We start from the raw sequence: 20,356 nt of genomic DNA, 5'->3' as shown, positions 1-20,356 counted from the left end.
GAGCCCAGGGGCCCGGGGCCGCGAGGGCTCCTGCGCGGGGTGTAGTCCTGACCTCGAGCCCGGTCAGGGATGCGGGGTGCGGAGCCGAGCCCGGGGCCCGGCATGCTCGGTACGGGGCCAGGAGGGCTCGCCTGGGCGAGCGCCCGGCCCCTGAGCTGCGGGGTGTCGTCCTGAGCCTGGGGGCCGGACGGGGATGCGGGGCCGCCGTGCCGAGCCCGGGGGTCCGGCCCGGGGCCGCGAGGGCCGTCCCTGAGGCGAGCGCCCGGTCCGGGGGAGGTGGCGTGTGCCGGGAGACGGCGGACGAAGCGGGTGAAGGGCGCGGCGCACGCCGAGCCACCTGACCGTGTCGCGGACCCCGCGAGGCGTGGGCGGCCGGGGTGGAGCGCGAGGGTCGCCCGCCCGCCTTGGGCCGCTCGCCGTCCGGGCGGGGTCGCCCGGAGCCCGGGGGCCCGGTCGGGGAGGCGGGGTTTCGTTCGGGGCTTGCAGGTTCGGGGGACCCCGCGAGGCGTGGGCGGCCGGGGTGGAGCACGGGGGTTGCCCGCCCGCCTTGGACCGCTTGCCGTCCGGGCGGGGTCGTCCGGAGGCCGGGGGCCCGGTCGGGGAGGCGGGGTTTTGTCCGGGGCTTGCAGGTTCGGGGGACCCCGCGAGGCGTGGGCGGCCGGGGTGGAGCGCAGGGGTCGCGCGCCCGCCTTGGACCGCTTGCCGTCCGGGCGGGGTCGTCCGGAGGCCGGGGGCCCGGTCGGGGAGGCGCGGGTTTCGTCCGGGTCCCGCAGGTCCGGGGGCGCGCGGGCCCGGCCGGAGTCGGGTCCGGTCCGGAGACGGCGGTGCCGGCCGGTGGAGGTCAGCGGTCGAGGAGGGCGAAGAGGTTCTCCCACCGGTCGATGACGGTCTCCGGGGCGAACCGCCGGACGTTGCGGTACGCCCGGTCGCCCATCCGGTTGCGCAGATCGGCGTCCTCCAGCAGGCGGCCGAGGTGGCGGGCCAGTTCCGCGGTGTCACCGGGGCGGGCCAGCAGGCCGTCCTCCTCGTGACGGACGATCTCCCGCACGCCGGGCGCGCAGTCGAAGGCGACACAGGGCACGGCGCAGGACATCGCCTCCAGCAGGGACAGCGGGAACCCCTCGCCGCGGGAGGACAGCACGAACACCGACGACCGGCGCAGCGCGCCCGCGACGTCCTCGGTCCGTCCCGCCCACTCCACCGAGCCGTCCAGGCCCAGCTCGGTGCACCGCCGCCGCAGCGCCGCCTCGTCCGGCCCGGAGCCGTGGACGCGCAGGAGCCACCCCGGGTGCCGTGGGGAGACCTCGGCCCAGGTGTCGAGCAGCAGGTCGACGCCCTTCTCGTGGCCGAGGCGGCCGACGCAGGCGACCACCTTCGCGGTGCGGGGGGAGGGGGCGCCCGGCTCCAGGGGGACCGGGTTCGGCAGGAATCCCACATGGTTGAGGCCCTCCCCGATCCACAGGTCGGCGTCCTCACGGGTGAGCACCAGCAGCCGGTCGACGTCCTTGTAGTACCGCTTGACGCGCGCGAAGCGGGAGGAGGCACGCGAGGTCCTGAACGACTCGTGGCTCATGCCGATCACGGTGTGGCCCGCGGTGTCCGCCAGGGCGACCCACTCCATGGCCCACACCTGCGTGACGATGACCACGGCGCCGGGCCGGGCCGCGCGGAGGACGGCCGACAGCCGTTCGGCCGCCTCACGCCTCCCGCGTTCGCGCACCGCCTCCCGGTGGCGGGCCACCGGGTCGACCCGCTCCCGCAGCCCGCGGACCGGGCGGCGCCCGGCCGGACGCGTGTCGTGGAGGGTGAGGGTCCGGAAGGGCGGGTCCTCGCCGAGGCCGAACGGCGAGTCGGCCGGTGCGACGCCCACCACCGTCACCCGGTGACCGCGTGCGGCGAACAGCCGCGCCATGAGGATCTGCCAGCGGCCCACGCCGCCCAGTTCGTCGACCTCGTTTCCCACGAGGACGATGTCGCGCGCGGTACGGCCGCCGCCGCCGTCGGGCCGGGTCACCGGTCACCACCCCGGGCGCCGAAGAAGCGGTCGACGATCCGCGCGGCGGCGTCGCCCTGGTCGTACTCGCCGTACCGGGTCGTGAACTCCTTCAGCCGCGCCTTGTGGCCGTCGAGCCGGTCCAGGTCCGAGAGGGCCTCGAACAGTTCCTCCGCCGTGTGCACGACGGGGCCGGGGGCCTCCTCCGACAGGTCGAAGTAGGTGCCCCGGCCGTTGTGGACGTAGTCGTCCCAGTCGTAGGTGAAGAACACCATCGGCCGCTGCAGGAGCGCGTAGTCGAACATCACCGACGAGTAGTCGGTGACGAGCACGTCCGCCAGCAGCAGGACGGGGGTGATGTCCGGCTCCCCGCTCACGTCGACCACGCGGCCGGCCACCGACGGGGGCAGCGTGACGCCGTTGAGGTAGTGGGTGCGGACCAGCAGCGTGAGCTCGTCGCCGAACCGGCCGGCGAACTCGTCGATGTCGAAGGGGAAGGCGAAGTCCTCGACCCCGCCGCCCTCCCGGGCGCGGAAGGTGGGCGCGTACAGCACCACCGGCAGGTCCCGGCGGACGCCCAGCCGCTCCGCCAGCTCCTCGGCCGCCGGATCGGGCACACCCGACTCCCGTGCCCGCACCAGGGCGTCGTTGCGCGGGTAGCCGGTGCGCAGCAGCTTCTCCGGCGGGATCCGGTAGGCCCGGGCGAGGGTGAGCTCGTCGTGCCGGCCGCGGACCACGAAGTGGTCGAAGCGGTCGACGGCCCGCTGGTAGGCGAGACGCTCCCGCTCCGGCAGGACCCGCATCTGCGGCGTGTCGAACCCCATCCGCTTCAGCGCGGAGCCGTGCCAGGTCTGGATGTAGGTGGTCTCCGGGCGCTTCGCCAGCTTCAGCGGGAACCCCTGGTTGTCGATCCAGAACTCCGCCCGCGCCAGTTCCGCGATGTACCGCCAGGACCAGCGGCGCACCAGCTCGGCGTCCTCGGGGAAGCCCGTCGGGACGGCCCCGGCGTACGACCAGACGGCCCGCACGGGGATGTTCCGGCGGCGCAGCTCCTCGTGGACGGCTCGTGGGCTGTCGCTGTACTGCCTGCCGAGGTGGCTCTCGAAGACGACCGTGCCCCTGCGGACGGGCAGCAGGCGGATCATCCGGTGGTACGCCTCGATCTTGCGGCGTCCGGAGACCAGCTCCTTGCGCAGCGCGAGGGCCGTGCGCAGGGCCTTCTTGGTGAGGCGGGTCGGCGGGCTCTCGAGGTGGTGCCGCAGCACGCCGACGGCGCGCCGGGAGAGCGCGCCGCGCTGGACCAGGTGGAACGCCAGATGGCCGTGGGAGGAGGCGCGCGGCTCGAGCCGGTCGGCCGCCAGCCGGCTGAGTACCGGCCGCACCCGGACCGCGTCGGCGCCCGGCCCCTCGAGGTCCGTCCCGCCGACGGTGAGCCGGCTGGTGGTGCGCTCGCCGTCCACGGTGAGGTGCATCCGCACGTCCCAGACGTCGTCGAGGACGCCCACCGGCCGCAGCTTCCGGGCCAGCGGCACGGTGGCCTCCCAGACGACCGACGGTCCCGCGTGGCGCACCGTGCGCACCGGGAACCGGAAGGACCGCAGGCTCCGGCGGCGCGCCCTGAACTCCAGCTCCGCCGTGAGCCGGGCGCCGGGGCGGATCGCCCCCAGGGGATTGACCACGGCGCCCGACAGGGTGACGCCCCCGGGCGACCCGGCGTAGCCGGTGACCGCGTTGCGCAGGAAGAGCCGGGAGAGCGGCCGCTGGTGGTACCCGAGGCCGGTGACGTCGAGGACGGCGCGGCCCAGCGGGTCGTCGAGGTGCTCCTCGCACCAGTACACGCGGCCGTCCCGCTCGGCCAGCGGACTGGACACCTTGTCCTTGTTGATCAGGGTGTCGACGGCCTGCATGAGGTGCTCCCAGTCCTCGCGCAGCAGGAGGTAGGCGCACAGCCGGTGGACGGGCGACAGCTCCTCGTACGCCTCCTCGGGGAACTCCCGGAGGTAGCCGTTCGCCATCCCGGCGAAGCGGCGCCGGTAGTCGTCGTCGAGGAAGGGGAGCTCGCGCAGGTAGAGGACGAGGTCGTGCTTGAGGAACTTGCGGTCCTTGTGCAGTTTCAGCGCGTCGTGGCCCCCGGCGGCCAGGATGCGGTCGATCCGGCGGTGGATCTCCAGCCGGTCGGCGAAGTTGTTGATCTCGTGCCGCCGGTTGCTGATCGACTTGGCCTCGGCCTTCCGCACGACGTTCCAGTGGTAGACCGTGTCGGGGATCAGGGTGATGCGGGAGGCGGCCAGGTACGCGCGGGCCGAGAAGAGCAGGTCCTCGTAGTGGATGCCGCGGGGGAAGGTAAGCCCGCGCTCGACGAGCCACGCGCGGCGGTAGCACTTGTTGGTCGACAGGGTGTCGAAGACCAGCAGGTCCGGGAGTTCGGCGATCGACTCGAGGGTCCGGGTGCGCCGGTACAACCACGGGTACCACTTCGACGTCGTGCCCCACCGGCTGTCGACGTGCACCCGCAGGCAGAGGCCGGAGACCAGGTCGGCGCCGGTGCTCTCGGCGGCCTCCAGCATGTTCCGGCAGGCGTTGGGCTCGAGGGTGTCGTCGCTGTCCAGGAACATCACGTAGCGGCCGCGGGCCACCGCGACGCCCTGGTTGCGGGGCTCCCCGCAGCCTCCGCTGTTCTCCGGCAGCCGGATGGCCCGCACCCGGTCGGACTCCGCCTCCAGCCGGCGGGCGACCTCGAAGGAGCCGTCGGTGGAGTGGTCGTCGGCGATGACCACCTCGACGTTGCGCAGCGTCTGCCCGAGGACGGACCGCACGGCGGCCGGCAGGCGCCGCTCGTCGTTGTAGACGATGACGACGACGCTGATGTCGGGCGCGGCACCGCCCCGCGGGTCCTCCCGCAGCGCGCGCTCCTGCAGTGGTCCTTCGGGCCGTGGTCCTTCGCGCGGTGGTCCTTCCCGCCGTGGTCCTTCGCCGCGCCGTGGGCCTTCGTGCCGGGGGCCCGCGCGCCGCGTGCCGTCGTGCTCTGTGCTGTCGTGCGGGGCGGACACCGGCAGGCACCTCCGTCGGAGCGCGGGAACGGGGCGGTCTCACCATGTCCTGGGGAGGTCTTGCGGGCCGGGGACGACGAGGGAGAATCAGGACATTCCCCTATTCAACCTGTCGGACGAGCGGCCCGCGAGTCCGCGGAGCCCAGGGTCCGGTTCGCGTCCGCCGGGCCGATGGGGGAGTCTGGACGGTCCACGACCCGGGAGGTACGAGATGAACTGGCTGGTCACGGGCGGTGCCGGATACATCGGAGCCCATGTGGTGCGCGTCATGGCCGAGGCCGGGGAGCGCGTCGTCGTGTTCGACGACCTGTCCACCGGCAGCGCGGACCGGGTGCCCTCCGGCGTGCCGCTGGTGGTCGGCAGCGTCCTCGACGGCCCGCTGCTGGAGCGGACGATGCGCGAGCACGGCGTCACGGGCGTGGTGCACATCGCCGGCAAGAAGCAGGTGGGGGAGTCGGTGCGGCGGCCGCTCCACTACTACCGGGAGAACGTCACCGGTCTCCAGACGCTGCTGGAGGCCATGACGGCCGCCGGCGCCGGAGCCCTCGTCTTCTCCTCCTCCGCGGCCGTCTACGGGATGCCGGACGTGGACCTGGTCACCGAGGACACCCCCTGTGCCCCCATCAACCCCTACGGCGAGACCAAGCTGGCCGGCGAGTGGCTGATCGGCGCCGCCTCCCGGGCCCACGGCATCCGGTCGGCGTCCCTGCGCTACTTCAACGTGGCCGGAGCGGCCGGCCCGGAGCTGGCCGACGCCGGGGCCACCAACCTGGTGCCCATGGTCTTCGAACGCCTGGAGTCCGGCGCCGCCCCGCTGGTCTTCGGCGACGACTACCCCACCCCCGACGGCACCTGCGTGCGGGACTTCATCCACGTCGAGGACATTGCGTCCGCCCACCTGGCGGCCGCGCGGCGCCTGGCGGAGGCCGGGGAGGGGACCGCGCTGGTCCTCAACATCGGCCGCGGCGAGGGCAGCTCGGTGCGCGAGGTGGTGGACCGCATCCTCAAGGTCACCGGCAACGAACACGTGGCGCCCGAGGTCGCCCCGCGGCGACCCGGCGACCCGGCGCGCGTGGTGGCGTCCGCGGACCGGATCAAGGAGGAGCTGGGCTGGAGCGCGCGCCACGACCTGGACGACATGATCCGGTCGGCCTGGGAGGGCTGGCGGCGCCACCACTCCTGACCCCGCGGGCCCCGGTTTGACCCTCCTGCCCGGGTCCCCGTAACCTTGACCCTCGGTGTGTCCATAGGCACGCCACATCCCCGTAAACCTCATTCCTCCCGGCCGGCCGCAGGCTTCGTGCCGCGCCCCGGGAGAGGCCGGTCCCTTGTCACAGGGAGGCTGGACTGCGGGGGTGCCGTTTCCGAGCGAGAGAGTGAGATCCGCGTGTACGCCATCGTGCGCAGCGGTGGCCGCCAGCACAAGGTTGCTGTCGGTGACATCGTCGAGGTTGACAAGATTTCCACCGCCAAGGTTGGCGACACGGTCGAGCTCTCGACCCTGCTCGTTGTCGACGGCGACTCCGTGACCAGCGACCCGTGGGTCCTGGACGGCATCAAGGTCCAGGCCGAGGTCGTGGACCACCACAAGGGCCAGAAGATCGACATTCTGCGCTACAAGAACAAGACGGGCTACCGTCGTCGGCAGGGCCACCGCCAGCAGTACACGGCGATCAAGGTCACGTCGATTCCCGCGGCTGCGAAGTAAGGGACTGAGGAGACATGGCACACAAGAAGGGCGCATCGTCCACCCGGAACGGTCGCGACTCCAACGCTCAGCGGCTCGGTGTGAAGCGCTTCGGCGGTCAGACCGTCAACGCCGGTGAGATCCTGGTCCGCCAGCGCGGCACCCACTTCCACCCGGGTGCGGGCGTCGGCCGCGGCGGCGACGACACGCTGTTCGCCCTCGAGGCCGGTGCGGTGCAGTTCGGCACCCACCGTGGCCGCAAGGTCGTGAACATCGTTCCGGTCGCCTGAGCAGGCTGACCGAACTCATTCGCGAGGCGGACCTCACTTCCCTGCTGGGAAGTGGGTCCGCCTTTCGCGTGTTGTGTGAACGTGCGCACCGGACGAGGCGCGCACGGCAAGACCTGAGCACGACCCAAGACTTACGCGTACTGGAGGCACCTGACCATGACCACCTTCGTGGACCGCGTCGAACTGCATGTCGCCGCGGGTAACGGGGGCCACGGCTGTGCCTCCGTGCACCGGGAGAAGTTCAAGCCCCTGGGCGGCCCGGACGGCGGCAACGGCGGCCGCGGCGGCGACGTGATCCTCACCGTCGACCAGTCGGTGACGACGCTGCTCGAGTACCACCACTCCCCGCACCGCAAGGCCACCAACGGCAAGCCCGGCGAGGGCGGCAACCGCTCCGGCAAGGAGGGCGAGGACCTGGTCCTGGCCGTCCCGGACGGCACCGTCGTGCTCGACAAGCAGGGCAACGTGCTGGCGGACCTGGTCGGCGAGGGCACCTCCTTCGTCGCCGCCCAGGGCGGCCGCGGCGGCCTCGGCAACGCGGCGCTGGCTTCGGCCCGCCGCAAGGCCCCCGGCTTCGCGCTGCTGGGCGAGCCGGGCGACGCCGGGGACATCGTGCTGGAGCTCAAGACCGTCGCCGACGTGGCGCTGGTCGGCTACCCGAGCGCCGGCAAGTCCTCGCTGATCTCGGTGATGAGCGCCGCCAAGCCGAAGATCGCCGACTACCCGTTCACCACCCTGGTCCCCAACCTGGGCGTGGTCACGGCCGGCGCGACGGTCTACACCGTCGCCGACGTGCCCGGTCTGATCCCCGGCGCCAGCCAGGGCAAGGGACTGGGCCTGGAGTTCCTGCGCCACGTCGAGCGCTGCAGCGTGCTGGTGCACGTCCTGGACACCGCCACCCTGGAGTCCGACCGCGACCCGGTCTCCGACCTCGACGTCATCGAGGAGGAGCTGAGGAACTACGGCGGCGGCCTCGAGAAGCGCCCCCGGCTGGTCGTCCTCAACAAGATCGACGTGCCGGACGGCCGCGACCTCGCCGAGATGGTCCGCCCCGACCTGGAGGCGCGCGGCTACCGCGTCTTCGAGGTGTCCGCGGTGGCCCGCACGGGCCTCAAGGAGCTCTCCTTCGCCCTGGCCGAACTGGTCGCCGGCCACCGCGCCCGCAAGCCCAAGGACGAGGCGACCCGCATCGTCATCCGGCCCAAGGCCGTCGACGACGCCGGGTTCACCGTCACCCAGGAGGAGGACGGCCTGTTCCGGGTGCGCGGCGAGAAGCCGGAGCGCTGGGTGCGGCAGACCGACTTCAACAACGACGAGGCCGTGGGCTTCCTGGCCGACCGCCTCAACCGCCTCGGCGTCGAGTCGGAGCTGATGAAGGCGGGCGCCCGCGTCGGCGACGGCGTCGCCATCGGCCCCGAGGACAACGCGGTGGTCTTCGACTGGGAGCCGACGGTCACCGCTGGTGCCGAGATGCTCGGCCGCCGTGGCGAGGACCACCGGTTCGAGGCGCCCCGCCCCGCCGCCCAGCGCCGCCGCGACCGGCAGGCCGAGCGCGACGACGCCGCTCAGGAGTTCGAGGACTTCGAGCCTTTCTAGGCCGATCCCGGCATTGCGGGTCGCCTTGCGTTTTCCGAGTTTCCGCACAGGCTTTTCACGGGGTCCCCGCCGTGACTCCGTGAAAAGCCCATACCTCACAACCGGTGCCGCTGCCGACATTCGGTCGGAACCCGGCGGGGGGACGGACGGCGCAAGAGGGTAGAACGGATGGTCTTTGTTCGCCGTACGCGCCATGTGATCTAAAACCGCGCTCCCGGACAGCGGGCCGCGGCCCGCAATGTGGTACCAAGTTGGGAGGGGCTTCGGCCCTCGGAAACGCCCGCTGATGCCCAAGGTAGGATTGCTCGTGTCCCAGCACATAACCGCTAGTCGTACGACCGCCGTGATCCTTGCCGGAGGTACCGGGCAGCGGGTGGGGCTGCAGATCCCCAAGCAGCTCATCAAGATCGCCGGCAAGGCGGTCATCGAGCACACGCTGACCACGTTCGAGCAGGCCGAGTCCATCGACGACGTCATCGTCCTGATGACGCCCGGGTACGTGGCGGACATCGAGCGGATCGTGGAGCGCGCGGGGCTGACCAAGGTGAAGCGGGTCATCGAGGGCGGGTCCACCCGCAGCGAGACCACCCGTCGAGCCGTCGAGGCGCTCGGTGAGGGGCTGGCCGAGGGCGAGGACCTCAACGTCCTCTTCCACGACGCGGTGCGGCCGCTGATCAGCCGTCGGGTCATCGACGACTGCGTCCGCGCGCTGGACCGCTACCAGGCGGTCGACGTCGCCATCCCCTCCGCCGACACCATCATCGTCACGCGGACCCACGGCGAGGACGGCGAGTTCATCACCGAGATCCCCGACCGCTCGCGGCTGCGGCGTGGGCAGACGCCCCAGGCGTTCAAGCTCTCGACCATCCGCCGGGCGTACGAGGTCGCCGCCGAGGACCCCAACTTCCAGGCCACGGACGACTGTTCGGTGGTCCTGAAGTACCTGCCGGACGTGCCGATCCACGTGGTCGCGGGTGACGAGTACAACATGAAGGTCACTCAGCCGGTCGACGTCTTCCTCGCCGACAAGCTCTACCAGCTCGCCTCCACGGCGGCTCCCGCGCCCAGCGGCGAGGAGGCCTACCGGGAACTGCTCGCGGGCAGGACCATGGTGGTCTTCGGCGGTTCGTACGGCATCGGCAAGGACGTCGCCGAACTCGCCGAGAGCTACGGGGCCACCGTGTACGCGCTGGGCCGGTCCACGACCGGAACCCACGTGGAGCGGGCCGAGGACGTCGAGGCCGCGCTCAGCAAGGCGCACGCCGACAGCGGCCGGATCGACTACGTGGTCAACACGGCCGGCGTGCTGCGCATCGGCAAGCTGGCCGAGACGGACGACGCGACCATCATGGAGGCCCTCCAGGTCAACTACCTGGCCCCGGTGCAGATCGCCCGCTCGGCGTACAAGTACCTGGCCGCGACCAAGGGGCAGTTGCTGCTCTACACCTCCAGCAGCTACACCCGGGGCCGGTCCGACTACAGCCTGTACTCCTCCACCAAGGCGGCCGTGGTGAACCTCACTCAGGCGCTGGCCGACGAATGGGCCGTCGACGGCGTGCGGGTAAACTGCATCAATCCCGAGCGGACGGCCACCCCCATGCGCACCAAGGCGTTCGGTCAGGAGCCCGCGGGATCGCTGCTCTCCTCCGAGGCCGTGGCGCGCACCTCGCTCGACGTGCTGCTCTCCGACCTCACGGGGCACGTCATCGACGTGCGGCAGCAGGATCCGACGGCCGCCGCGGGGCAGGCGTCGGGCTTCGACCAGGCGCTCGCGAGCGTCCTGGACCGGCACGACGGCGTGGCATAATCGGGCGCAATTACCAGAAATCATTTAGGCCGCTCCGAATGCGTGAACGGCCTAATATTTCGAAATAAGCACTACACGGAAAATGTGCACGGTGTTTTCCGGACTGTCGGAGTTATGCGCTCAAGGCTGTTCACGCACCATGCCGGCACCTCTCCTGGAGCAGGTTCACACGTGATATCCACACTCGTACGCACTGCCCGTGTGGGCAGCGTGGGGGAACTGGTCGCCGCGGTCGCCCTCATCGTGGTGGGCTTTCCCGCTTTGATGATCGCCGCGCTACTGCCGAACATCGTCGCGTTCGCGGTTGCCGCAGCCGTCACTTACGGCGCAGACCACTACCTCCATCACCGGAACAGCTATCTGGTGAATCGTCTGAGTGTGGTGCGCGCCGGACTGGCCATCCGCTTCCTGGTCCGCCAGCTCATCCTGGTGCTGCTCCTGGCCCGGCTGGGGCTCGCCTACGGCGTGTTCTTCTACGCGCTGGTGGCCTGCTTCATCGCCTTCTACGGGCTCCAGGCGGTCCACGGCGCGCTGGTGAAGATGGTCAGGCTCCGCCGCACCCTGCCGGTGGCCACCCGCAACATCACCCTGGCGTCCGACCTCAGGCTGCCGGGCGCGCCGCCGCGTCTGCTGCTGCACCGCTCCGGCGAGAAGATGCTCCACCTCGACCTGCCGGTGTTCGTCGGCGGCCTGGTCTCGGCCTTCCTCGGCGACGGCATGTGGGGCGGCATCGGCATAGTGGCCGCCCTCGGCCTGGGCGTCGTCTACACGCTGCTCATGGTGCCGTACCTGGTCGGTCCGCGCCGTGCCCCCGCCCCGCGGGCCGTGCTGACCGCGGTCCAGAACTGGCTGAGCGCCTACAAGCCGGAGACGGTCCTGTACTTCTCCGGCGCCAAGGAGTCGGCGTACCAGGTCAACATGTGGCTGGAGACGATGGAGCGGCTGGACACCCGTCCGCTGATCATCCTGCGGGAGCGGTCCGTGATGGAACGGCTCGCGCCCACCACCGTTCCCGTGATCTGCGTACCGGGCGGCGTCCACCTGATGAACCTGGACCTGTCCACGGTGCGGGTCGCGCTCTACGCGGCGAACGTCGGCAAGAACATCCACCTGCTGCGCGTGCCCACCATGAAGCACGTCTTCATCGGCCACGGCGACAGCGACAAGATCGCCAGCGTGAACCCGTACAGCAAGGTGTACGACGAGGTGTGGACGGCCGGCAAGGCCGGGCGCGACCGGTACGCCGTGGCCGACGTCGGGGTGCGCGACGAGGACGTGGTGGAGGTCGGACGCCCGCAGCTGGCGCCGATCCGGACCGGCCGCCGGCAGGGGGTCATCGTCCCGACCGTGCTCTACGCGCCCACCTGGGAAGGCTGGGACGACAACCCGGGCAACACCTCGCTCATGTCGGCCGGCGAGAACATCGTCCGCCGGCTGCTGGCCGCCGACGAGCCGGTGCGGGTGCTGTACAAGCCGCACCCCTTCACCGGAACCCGCAGCACCCAGGCCCGGCTGGCGCACGAGCGGATCGTCGCGCTGATCGAGAAGGCGGCCGCCGAGCGCGCGCTGGACCCGCAGTTCCGCGGGGACGAGGCGGCGCTGGAGACGGCGGGGGCGGAGCTGGCGCGCATAGAGGCCCGGCTCACCGAGCTGACCGGTGGTGTGGAGAAGGAGGACGAGGCGGAGGCGGCCCGCGACGGCGCTCCCGACCTCACGGTCTACGAGGAGATCGCCCGACTGCGCGAGGAGTGGAACGACGCCTACTGGCGGTCGTTCCCGGTCTGGGAGCACCGGGTGATCACCGGGGCCGAGCCGCGGCTGTACGACTGCTTCAACGTCTCCGACGCGATGGTCTCCGACATCTCCAGCGTGGTCTCCGACTTCATCGCCAGCGGCAAGCCGTACGCGGTGACGGACTCCGCGGGGCTGGGGGCCGAGGAGTTCGTCCGGCAGAACACGGCGGTGCGCGCGGCGGTGATCCTCTCCAACGAGGCCACCGAGATGGACCGGCTGCTGGCGGCGGTCCGGGACCCCGAGGCGGACACGCTGGCGGCCGCGCGGGTCGAGCTGAAGGAGTACCTGCTCGGCGCCGACGAGCCGTCGTCCCTCGAACGTTTCAACGCGGCGATCGCCGCGCTGGCCCTCAAGGCCGAGGCCCGCAGCCTCGGACAGGCCCGTGCCGAGACCCCCTCGGAGGCCGCGGCCCACTGAGGCCCGGGGCCTCATCCGACGGATGCCGCTCCACCACTCGGCGGTGACGGCCCGCACCCCACGACGTGTGCCCGTTCGTGTCCCCCTGGAGGGGACACGAACGGGCACACGTCGTTCCTGGCCGCCACGGCGCGCCCCACGGGGTGCGCGCCGCGGGCGCCCCGCGGGGCGCGCCGTGGGGCTCAGCCCTTGGTCAGCTCGGGCTCCCCCGGGACGACCGCCGCCCGCGGCCCGGGGATGCGGCCCTCCTGCCCGGTCGTCCGGCGCCGCAGCGCCTCCTCGCACAGCGCCCGCATCGCGTCGTTGAACCGAACCTGCGACGACGGTTCCGAGGGCCCCAGCAGGCGCAGTTTCAGCTCGGCCCGCGCCTCACGCAGGTCATCCAGCTCCGGCTTGCGCACCCGCTCCAGCAGGTCCGGCACACCCGCCGCGTCCGGCGTCAGCACCGTCGCCGCCCGCACCGTCGGGAAGGCCTCGCGGAACGCGGCCTCGGTCAGCCCCGAGGTGTTGGCCACCGCGTACGGCTTGCCGCTCGCCATGAAGTCCGAGATGACGCTGGACACGTCACTGATCAGCAGGTCCGCCCGGTTGAAGCAGGCCGGGACGTCGGGGCGGGCCTCCGTGACGATCTGGTGCTCCCCCTCCGGCAGGGCCGCCCAGTAGGCCTCGACCCACGCGGCCGTCGCCGCGGTGACCGCGGCGGCACGGCCCGGCTCCGGGGCGCCCTGGAGCATCATCCGCTCCATGGCGTCCGACGCGTCCCGGAAGACGGAGGTGGTCAGCCGGTCCAGCTCCGCCGTGCGCCGGGCCAGCTCGGCGGCGGACCGCGGACCCGGACGAGGGCCACCGGCGCGCTCCCGGCAGGCGGCCACGATCAGCTCGCGGATGCGCCGGTCGGCGGCGCCGGCCCGCGGGTCGACCGAACCGGTGAGCGGGTGCGGCTTGTAGACCAGGCGGACCCCGGGGTCGGCGAGCAGCGCCCGTACCAGGTTCTCACCGGCCGCGATCACCGACGTGTTGCCCGGGTTGCCGTCCCAGCCCTCCCAGGTGGGGGCGTACAGCACCTCGGTGTACTCGCCCTCGGGGGCGCCCCGGTGGGCGGCGACGGCGTCCAGCTGCGGACGGCCGATCTCCACGACGTCCCGGTCGTCGACACCGATGTCCGCCAGCGCGTACCGCTCGCGGGCCTCGGGACCGGCCACCCACACCTCGTCGTACGCCTTGGCGTAGGGGTTGCAGGAGGACAGCTTGTCGCTCTCGCCGTGGTTGACGAAGGCGTGCTTGATCGTCGGGATGCGCAGCACCTGCGAGGTCTTGCCCGAGTTCGACGGGTGGATCAGCGCCTGAAGGGTGGAGTGCTCCAGCCGCATCAGGTGATGGACCTGCGGCAGACAGACGACCGGGACGTCGGTGGCCGCGATCTTCTGCATCATGAAGCGCTCGCGCAGCACGATCAGCGGACGCCCGTCCAGCCTGGCCAGCGGCTGCAGCCACATGTTGGCCTGGTAGGCGGAGGCGGCACCGCCGGAGAAGTACATGCCGATGGTCGGCCGGTACTCGGCCAGCCAGGAGTCGAACCACTTCAGCACCGCCTCCTCGGAGGGCGGGCGGCGGCCCGGCAGCAGGTGGCTGCCCAGAACGGCCAGCCCGCCCAGCGCCAGGGCGACGGACACCCCGGCGCCCGCGACGCCCCACAGCGCGTCCCCGGTCGCGAGGGCGGTCAGCAGGCCCGCGGTGGCCGGCAGTCCGAAGAGCAGCAGCCGGTGCCCGGCGCGGCGCAGCAGCAGCGCCGGCGGGGCGGCGGTCAGCCGCAGGGCGGAGGCGTCGATGTTCCGGGTGAGCACCGGCAGGGTGCGCGCGCGGCGGACCACCACCGAGACGGCCTGGATCAGGAAGTGCAGTGCGTAGAAGCCCAGCAGGGCCAGCAGGGGCGCGGCCAGGTCGGTCTCCTGCCGCTGGCCGTGCGCCCGGACCAGTGCGACGACGATCAGTATGTCGCACAGCAGATGACGGACCGTGACGTCGGCGTGCGTCTTGGCGAAGGCCGAGACCATCCCCCGCTGCCAGCGGTACAGGACCCCCTCGACGGCAAGGGAGACGACGGTGGTGGCGATCATCGCGGGCACGTTCGGAACGACGGCCGCGACGGCCGACAGGACGAACGACACCGCCGACACGGCGATGATCACGCCTCTCACGGCGGTCTGCCGACGGGGGACGGGTGTGAGCACTGCGTCACTCCAATGGACTGCGCGAACGTGGTGTGTGCGTGACTCAGGTACAACGCGCGTGGACGCTCCGACGACACGCCGTGGAGCCACCGCGGCCGGAACCCGGGCGCGTGCGGGTGACCCGGGAACGACCCGGGAGTGCCCGGGGAGCGGAACGCACGCGCATCGGTCCGCCCGGGTCGCGTAGATTGCCGGGCGGGCAGCCGAGAACAGGTGAGGGGACGACGGCAAGGTGACAGGGGCAAGGGAGAACGTGACCGCGGCGCGCAGGATCGTCGTCAAGGTGGGGTCCTCCTCCTTGACCACGGCCGACGGCGGTCTGGACGCCGACCGTGTCGACGCCCTGGTCGACGTCCTTGCGGCGGCCCGGGACGGCGGTGCGCGGGACGTCGTCCTGGTGTCCTCCGGAGCCATCGCCGCGGGGCTCGCGCCGCTCGGACTGCGGCGCCGCCCCAGGGACCTGGCCCGGCAGCAGGCGGCCGCCAGCGTGGGGCAGGGACTGCTGGTGGCGCGCTACACCGCGTCCTTCGCGCGGTACGGCGTGCGGGTCGGCCAGGTGCTGCTGACGGCCGACGACACCAGCCGGCGTGCCCACCACCGCAACGCGGCCCGGACGCTCGACAAGCTGCTCGCCATGGGGGCCGTACCGGTCGTCAACGAGAACGACACGGTGGCGACGGACGAGATCCGCTTCGGGGACAACGACCGGCTGGCGGCGCTCGTGGCCCACCTGGTCCACGCCGACCTGCTGGTGCTCCTCTCCGACGTCGACGGCCTGTACGACGGTGATCCGTCGCGCCCCGGGACGTCCCGGCTGGACGAGATCCGGGGACCCGAGGACCTGGAGGGCGTGGAGATCGGCAGCGCCGGCAAGGCCGGTGTGGGCACCGGCGGGATGGTCACCAAGGTGGAGGCCGCCCGCATCGCCGCCGAGGCCGGCATCCCGGTGGTCCTCACCAGCGCCAGCCGGGCCGCCGACGCGCTGAGGGGCCGCGACACCGGCACCTACTTCCACGCCACCGGCAGCCGGTCCGCCGACCGCCTGCTGTGGCTCCAGCACGCCTCCGCCCCGCAGGGCGCGCTGACCCTCGACGACGGCGCCGTGCGGGCAGTGGTGGAGCGGCGGACGTCACTGCTGCCCGCGGGCATCGCCGGGGTCGAGGGCGAGTTCCAGGCCGGCGACCCGGTGGAGCTGAGGGACGTCGAGGGGCACGCCGTGGCGCGCGGCCTGGTGAACTTCGACGCACGGGAGATCCCCCTCCTGATCGGCCGGTCGACCAGGGAACTGGCACGCGAGCTGGGCCCCGCCTACGAACGAGAGGTCGTACACAGGGACGACCTGGTGCTGCTGCGGCGCTGAGCTGCTGCGGCGCCGGGACGGTGCCGGATTCCGGCCGTCACGACCCCCGTCGTGGCCCCCGTCGTGGCCGGGGTCCGGCGGGGGACGTTCCGTAAAACGGCCCCACGGAGCGCCGTCGCCTGCTGCACTGGTGTCGGGCAGACGCCGTGGCAGACGCCGGGCGACCACCGTGAGCGCCGTGTGAAGGAGGCCGTTGTGAGACGAGTGCGCCCGGGAACGGCGGCGCCCCGCCCGGCCGGCGGGGGAGCGGCGGCCCGGCGCGGCCTCACCAGCGTCTCGCCCGACGACCGGTTCCAGGGCGGGCCGCCCGTCCCCGAGGACCTGCCGCGCCTGTGGCACGTCACCCTCTCCGTCTCCGGCGCGGAGGTCCCGCTGCCCGAGGTCCGGCGGGCGCTGGAACAGCTGGCCCACGACCACCCCTTCCTGCTGACCAGCCGGTACGCCACCGACCACGCGGAGATCCGCTACTGGGAGGAGGCCCGCGACCTCCACGACGCGGCCGCGGTGGCACTGCGGCTGTGGGGCGAGCACCGGCGTACGGCCAACCTGCCGCGGTGGGAGATCGTCGGACTGGAGGTCGTCGACCGGGAGACCTACCACCAGCGCGTGGCCGCCGGACAGGGCCCGCCGCCGGCCACCCGGATGGGCGTCCACCCGTTCTGAGGGGCGGAGCCGCCCGGCAGGTGGAACGCCCGTCGGCACCGGGCTCCGCGGCGCTACCCTTCGCGGTATGAGCACGCTCACGACGACGACCGCAGCCGCCACGGAGCCGACGGAGCCCACCGTCACGGACGTGGCCCGCCGCGCCCGCACCGCCGCCGCCGACCTGGCCCCGCTCCCGCGCTCGCGCAAGGACGCCGCCCTCCACGCGGTGGCGGACGCCCTCGAGGCCCGCGTCGAGGAGGTCGTCGAGGCCAACGCGAAGGACGTGGCCCGCGCCCGCGAGGCCGGCACCGCCGAGTCCGTGATCGACCGGCTGACCCTCACCCCGGAGCGGATCCGCGCCATCGCCTCCGACGTGCGCGACGTCGCCGCGCTGCCGGACCCGGTCGGCGAGGTCGTCCGCGGCTCCACGCTGCCCAACGGCATCGACCTGCGCCAGGTCCGGGTACCGCTCGGCGTGGTCGGCATCATCTACGAGGCCCGCCCCAACGTGACGGTCGACGCCGCCGCGCTCTGCCTGAAGTCGGGCAACGCGGTGCTGCTGCGCGGCTCGTCCTCCGCCTACTCCTCCAACACCGCCCTGGTGGCCGTCCTGCGCGACGCGGTGGCGGGCGCCGGACTGCCGGCCGACGCGGTGCAGCTGGTGCCGGGCGAGGGCCGCGAGTCGGTGCACGAGCTGATGCGCGCCCGCGGCCTGGTCGACGTGCTCATCCCGCGCGGCGGCGCCTCGCTGATCCGCACCGTCGTCGAGCAGTCCACCGTCCCGGTGATCGAGACCGGGACCGGCAACTGCCACGTCTACGTCGACGCCGACGCGGACCTCGACACGGCGGTGGAGATCCTGCTCAACTCCAAGGCCCACCGGGTCAGCGTCTGCAACGCCGCCGAGACCCTGCTGGTCCACCGCGACATCGCCGACGCCTTCCTCCCGCGCGCCCTCGAGGCTCTGGCCGGCGCCGGGGTCACCGTGCACGGCGACGGGCGGGTGCTGGAGCTGGCCGCGGACACCAAGGCCACCGTGGTCGAGGCGACCGAGGAGGACTGGGAGACCGAGTACCTGTCCTACGACATCGCCGCCGCCGTCGTCGACTCGCTGGACGCGGCCGTCGCCCACATCCGCCGCTGGAGCTCCGGCCACACCGAGGCGATCGTCACCACCTCCCAGCAGGCCGCCCGCCGCTTCACCCAGCTGGTGGACTCCACCACGGTCGCGGTGAACGCCTCCACCCGGTTCACCGACGGCGGCCAGTTCGGCTTCGGCGCGGAGATCGGCATCTCCACCCAGAAGCTGCACGCCCGCGGCCCGATGGGCCTCCCGGAGCTGACCAGCACGAAGTACATCGTCACCGGCGACGGGCACGTCCGCCCCTGACCCGTGGCCTGCGACCCCTGACCCGTGGCCTCTGACCCGCGCGCGGCGCGCGGACCGGCACCGGCCCTTCGCCGAATTTCCGTACGCTCTGCCCAAATTGACCCGGCACGTCTACTCTGGTGCCGTGGCGGAGGACGTGGGGGGCACGCCGTTCCCTGACGGCGGAGGGCCTGACGACGACCAGAACCGCGGGACGCCGGACGACGAGTTCGCCCCCGTGGTCTTCGACGAGGACTTCGTACGGGCGGCCCCGGTCCACGAGCCGACCGCCGTGGAGCGGCTGGTGGCGGCCGCCCAGGCGCGCGCGGAGGCCTCCGAGGCGGAGGCCGCGCGCCGGGCCCGGGCCGGCGGTCCCCGGCCCGAGGACGACCGGCACGACGAGGCGCCCCGCCCCGACGACCTCGGCCTCGCCCACGACCCCCTCACGCACGGCCACCTCGCCGGGGACCCGACGCGCCCGGGCGACCCCGGCGGCCACCCGGCCGGCCACGTCGCCCGCACCGGACAGGACCCGAGCGGTCCGGGCCCGCGCGGGGGCGACGCCGCCGCCGACTTCGCGCCGGGGCTGTTCGGCCGTCCGGGCGGTTCCGTGCGGCCCGGCCGGTGGCACCGGCCGGTCGCCTGGGTGCTCGCCCTGGTGATGGGGATGGGGATGGTCGCGCTCGCCTTCACGGCCGTCCAGCGGGGCGCCGCGGGGCAGACCGGACAGGTCCCGCCGCCCGTCTCCACCCGCCCCACGCCCGCTCCCGCCCCGGACACCGCGGTCGGCCCGTCGGCCTCCGCCGAGTACTCCAGGCCGCCCGCACCGGCCGTACCGCGCGCCTCCGCACCCGCGCCCTGACGGCCCCGCGCCGGGCCGTCACCGGCCCGCAGATGGCTCGGACGGGGGCGTTTACCGTGAGGCGGCAGAACCCACTCTGAAAGTATGGGCGGGCCCGGAGAGCCACCCGACGGCACACCGGACGGGGCCGCGGGAGGCAGCGAGGACGAGTACCGATCCGTCGTCTTCGACGAATCGTTCGTCAAGGCTGCCCGCCTCCAGGAATACAGCGCGCAGGAACGTCTCACCGACCACGCCCCGCCGGTGCGGCCCCGGCCCAGCGGAATCCACCGGCTCTCCCGCCAGGCGCTGGTGCTGGCCCTCCTCGTCACCATCGCCTTCGTGACCGCCGTCTACCTCGGCATGCGCTCGCCGCACCCGCCGCCCGCCGCCCACCGGGACACCGAGCCGGTACGGGTCACCGTCGTCCCGCTCGCCCCCAGGGTGCCCGTCCCCGGAGCGGCCGAGGCCGAGCGGCTCTACGAGGCGAGCCCGGCGCGCGGCTTCGAGACCGGCGAGAAGGCCGTCACGATGCCACCGGCCCGGCGCACCGAGCACTTCTCCGACGGCCAGGTCATCGCCGCGCTCGCCGCCGCCCGGGACTACGTGGTCGGCTCCTCGCTCGACCCGAAGGTGCTGATGGGCGACGCCACGCGCCCGGTGCGGGTGCTGCTCGACCCCGACCAGTTCGACCAGTTCGACCGCAGCATGGGCGAGACCACGGGCGGTGACGCGGGCGGGAGCGACGCCGCGGCCGACGCCTCCGCGCCGCTGGGCTGGCTGGTCCGCTTCGACCCCACGCGGGTCCGGCTCGCCGACCCGGAGGTCCGGGCGCGCGGGACGCTCAAGGTCGTCGAACGGAACACGACCACCCTGGAGGTCGTCGCCGACCACGTCTTCGTCTACGCCCTCACCGGGGCCGGCGAGCGGGCCGGGGCCGGGGACGACAAGGCCGACACGGCAGACACGGCAGACAAGGCCGACAAGGCCGACGGGAAGCGGGACCGCGTCTCGCTGTTCACCGTGCGGCGCGAGGTGCGGATGCGCTTCGACCCGGACAACCTGCGGCTGCGGCAGGTGCAGGTGGTGTCCGCCTCGGTGCAGGCCGGACCACTGTCCTGCACCGGCGACCCCGACCAGGTGCTGCGCCCGCTGCTGGCCGGGCAGCGCGCCGACGACGCGCCGCCGCCCGGCACCGACCCGTACCGCGCGGCGAGCCCGACGGGCCTGTGCGGGACACTCTCCCCGGCCGCGATGCCCAGGCTCTGACCCCGCC

At 73.0% G+C, this 20,356-nt stretch carries 14 protein-coding genes; 11 read left to right on the top strand and 3 right to left on the bottom strand.

Annotated features, from left to right (window positions below; all coding sequences use genetic code 11):
• Positions 1 to 841 precede the first annotated feature (841 nt).
• Together GBN72_RS20020 and GBN72_RS20015 are read right to left on the bottom strand one after the other, a co-directional pair.
• Positions 842 to 2,014: a glycosyltransferase family 4 protein gene (locus GBN72_RS20020; protein WP_151773203.1), complete on the bottom strand. Its 1,173-nt coding sequence runs from the start codon at positions 2,012 to 2,014 to the stop codon at positions 842 to 844.
• Positions 2,011 to 4,896, bottom strand: a complete 2,886-nt coding sequence (locus GBN72_RS20015; protein ID WP_151773338.1) for a bifunctional glycosyltransferase/CDP-glycerol:glycerophosphate glycerophosphotransferase — start codon at positions 4,894 to 4,896, stop codon at positions 2,011 to 2,013. The genes GBN72_RS20020 and GBN72_RS20015 overlap by 4 nt, the downstream gene beginning before the upstream one ends.
• 358 nt (positions 4,897 to 5,254) lie before the next feature.
• Here GBN72_RS20015 and galE point away from each other — a divergent pair, with 358 nt between their 5' ends.
• From galE to GBN72_RS19985, 6 genes are all read left to right on the top strand, one after another.
• Complete coding sequence (gene galE, locus GBN72_RS20010) at positions 5,255 to 6,226, top strand: UDP-glucose 4-epimerase GalE (protein ID WP_151773202.1); 972 nt, start codon at positions 5,255 to 5,257, stop codon at positions 6,224 to 6,226.
• Positions 6,227 to 6,430: 204 nt separating this feature from the next.
• Positions 6,431 to 6,751: a 50S ribosomal protein L21 gene (gene rplU / locus GBN72_RS20005; protein WP_151773201.1), complete on the top strand. Its 321-nt coding sequence runs from the start codon at positions 6,431 to 6,433 to the stop codon at positions 6,749 to 6,751.
• Positions 6,752 to 6,765: 14 nt separating this feature from the next.
• Entirely contained in the window at positions 6,766 to 7,020 is a 255-nt protein-coding gene (gene rpmA / locus GBN72_RS20000) for a 50S ribosomal protein L27 (protein ID WP_108955339.1), read from the top strand.
• Positions 7,021 to 7,176: 156 nt separating this feature from the next.
• Positions 7,177 to 8,616, top strand: a complete 1,440-nt coding sequence (obgE, locus tag GBN72_RS19995) for a GTPase ObgE (protein ID WP_151773200.1) — start codon at positions 7,177 to 7,179, stop codon at positions 8,614 to 8,616.
• 307 nt (positions 8,617 to 8,923) lie between these two features.
• Complete coding sequence (locus GBN72_RS19990; protein ID WP_151773199.1) at positions 8,924 to 10,423, top strand: bifunctional cytidylyltransferase/SDR family oxidoreductase; 1,500 nt, start codon at positions 8,924 to 8,926, stop codon at positions 10,421 to 10,423.
• Between the two features lie 201 nt (positions 10,424 to 10,624).
• A complete protein-coding gene (locus GBN72_RS19985) occupies positions 10,625 to 12,634 on the top strand; it encodes a hypothetical protein (RefSeq protein WP_246212660.1) in 2,010 nt (669 codons plus the stop codon).
• 182 nt (positions 12,635 to 12,816) lie between these two features.
• Here GBN72_RS19985 and GBN72_RS19980 read toward each other — a convergent pair whose 3' ends face one another.
• Positions 12,817 to 14,832, bottom strand: coding sequence for a CDP-glycerol glycerophosphotransferase family protein (locus tag GBN72_RS19980; RefSeq protein ID WP_246212693.1), 2,016 nt, complete (start codon positions 14,830 to 14,832; stop codon positions 12,817 to 12,819).
• A 286-nt stretch (positions 14,833 to 15,118) separates the two neighbouring features.
• Here GBN72_RS19980 and proB point away from each other — a divergent pair, with 286 nt between their 5' ends.
• The 5 genes from proB to GBN72_RS19955 all read left to right on the top strand — a co-directional run bounded on the left by proB (position 15,119) and on the right by GBN72_RS19955 (position 20,349).
• Complete coding sequence (gene proB / locus GBN72_RS19975; protein ID WP_151773197.1) at positions 15,119 to 16,225, top strand: glutamate 5-kinase; 1,107 nt, start codon at positions 15,119 to 15,121, stop codon at positions 16,223 to 16,225.
• Between the two features lie 195 nt (positions 16,226 to 16,420).
• Complete coding sequence (locus GBN72_RS19970) at positions 16,421 to 16,888, top strand: DUF8830 family protein (protein WP_151773196.1); 468 nt, start codon at positions 16,421 to 16,423, stop codon at positions 16,886 to 16,888.
• 67 nt (positions 16,889 to 16,955) lie between these two features.
• Positions 16,956 to 18,260, top strand: coding sequence for a glutamate-5-semialdehyde dehydrogenase (locus GBN72_RS19965; RefSeq protein WP_151773195.1), 1,305 nt, complete (start codon positions 16,956 to 16,958; stop codon positions 18,258 to 18,260).
• A gap of 124 nt (positions 18,261 to 18,384) precedes the next feature.
• A complete protein-coding gene (locus GBN72_RS19960; RefSeq protein WP_151773194.1) occupies positions 18,385 to 19,101 on the top strand; it encodes an SCO2584 family spore wall biosynthesis protein in 717 nt (238 codons plus the stop codon).
• An 84-nt stretch (positions 19,102 to 19,185) separates the two neighbouring features.
• Positions 19,186 to 20,349 carry an SCO2583 family membrane protein gene (locus GBN72_RS19955; protein WP_151773193.1) on the top strand — a complete coding sequence of 388 codons (1,164 nt, stop codon included), beginning with the start codon at positions 19,186 to 19,188 and terminating at the stop codon, positions 20,347 to 20,349.
• Positions 20,350 to 20,356: the final 7 nt, after the last annotated feature.

This window comes from Streptomyces abyssomicinicus (genome assembly GCF_008974245.1).
GTDB lineage: Bacteria > Actinomycetota > Actinomycetes > Streptomycetales > Streptomycetaceae > Streptomyces > Streptomyces abyssomicinicus.
Note: the sequence above shows the minus strand (reverse complement) of the source record. Positions and strands in the feature narration are given on the sequence as shown.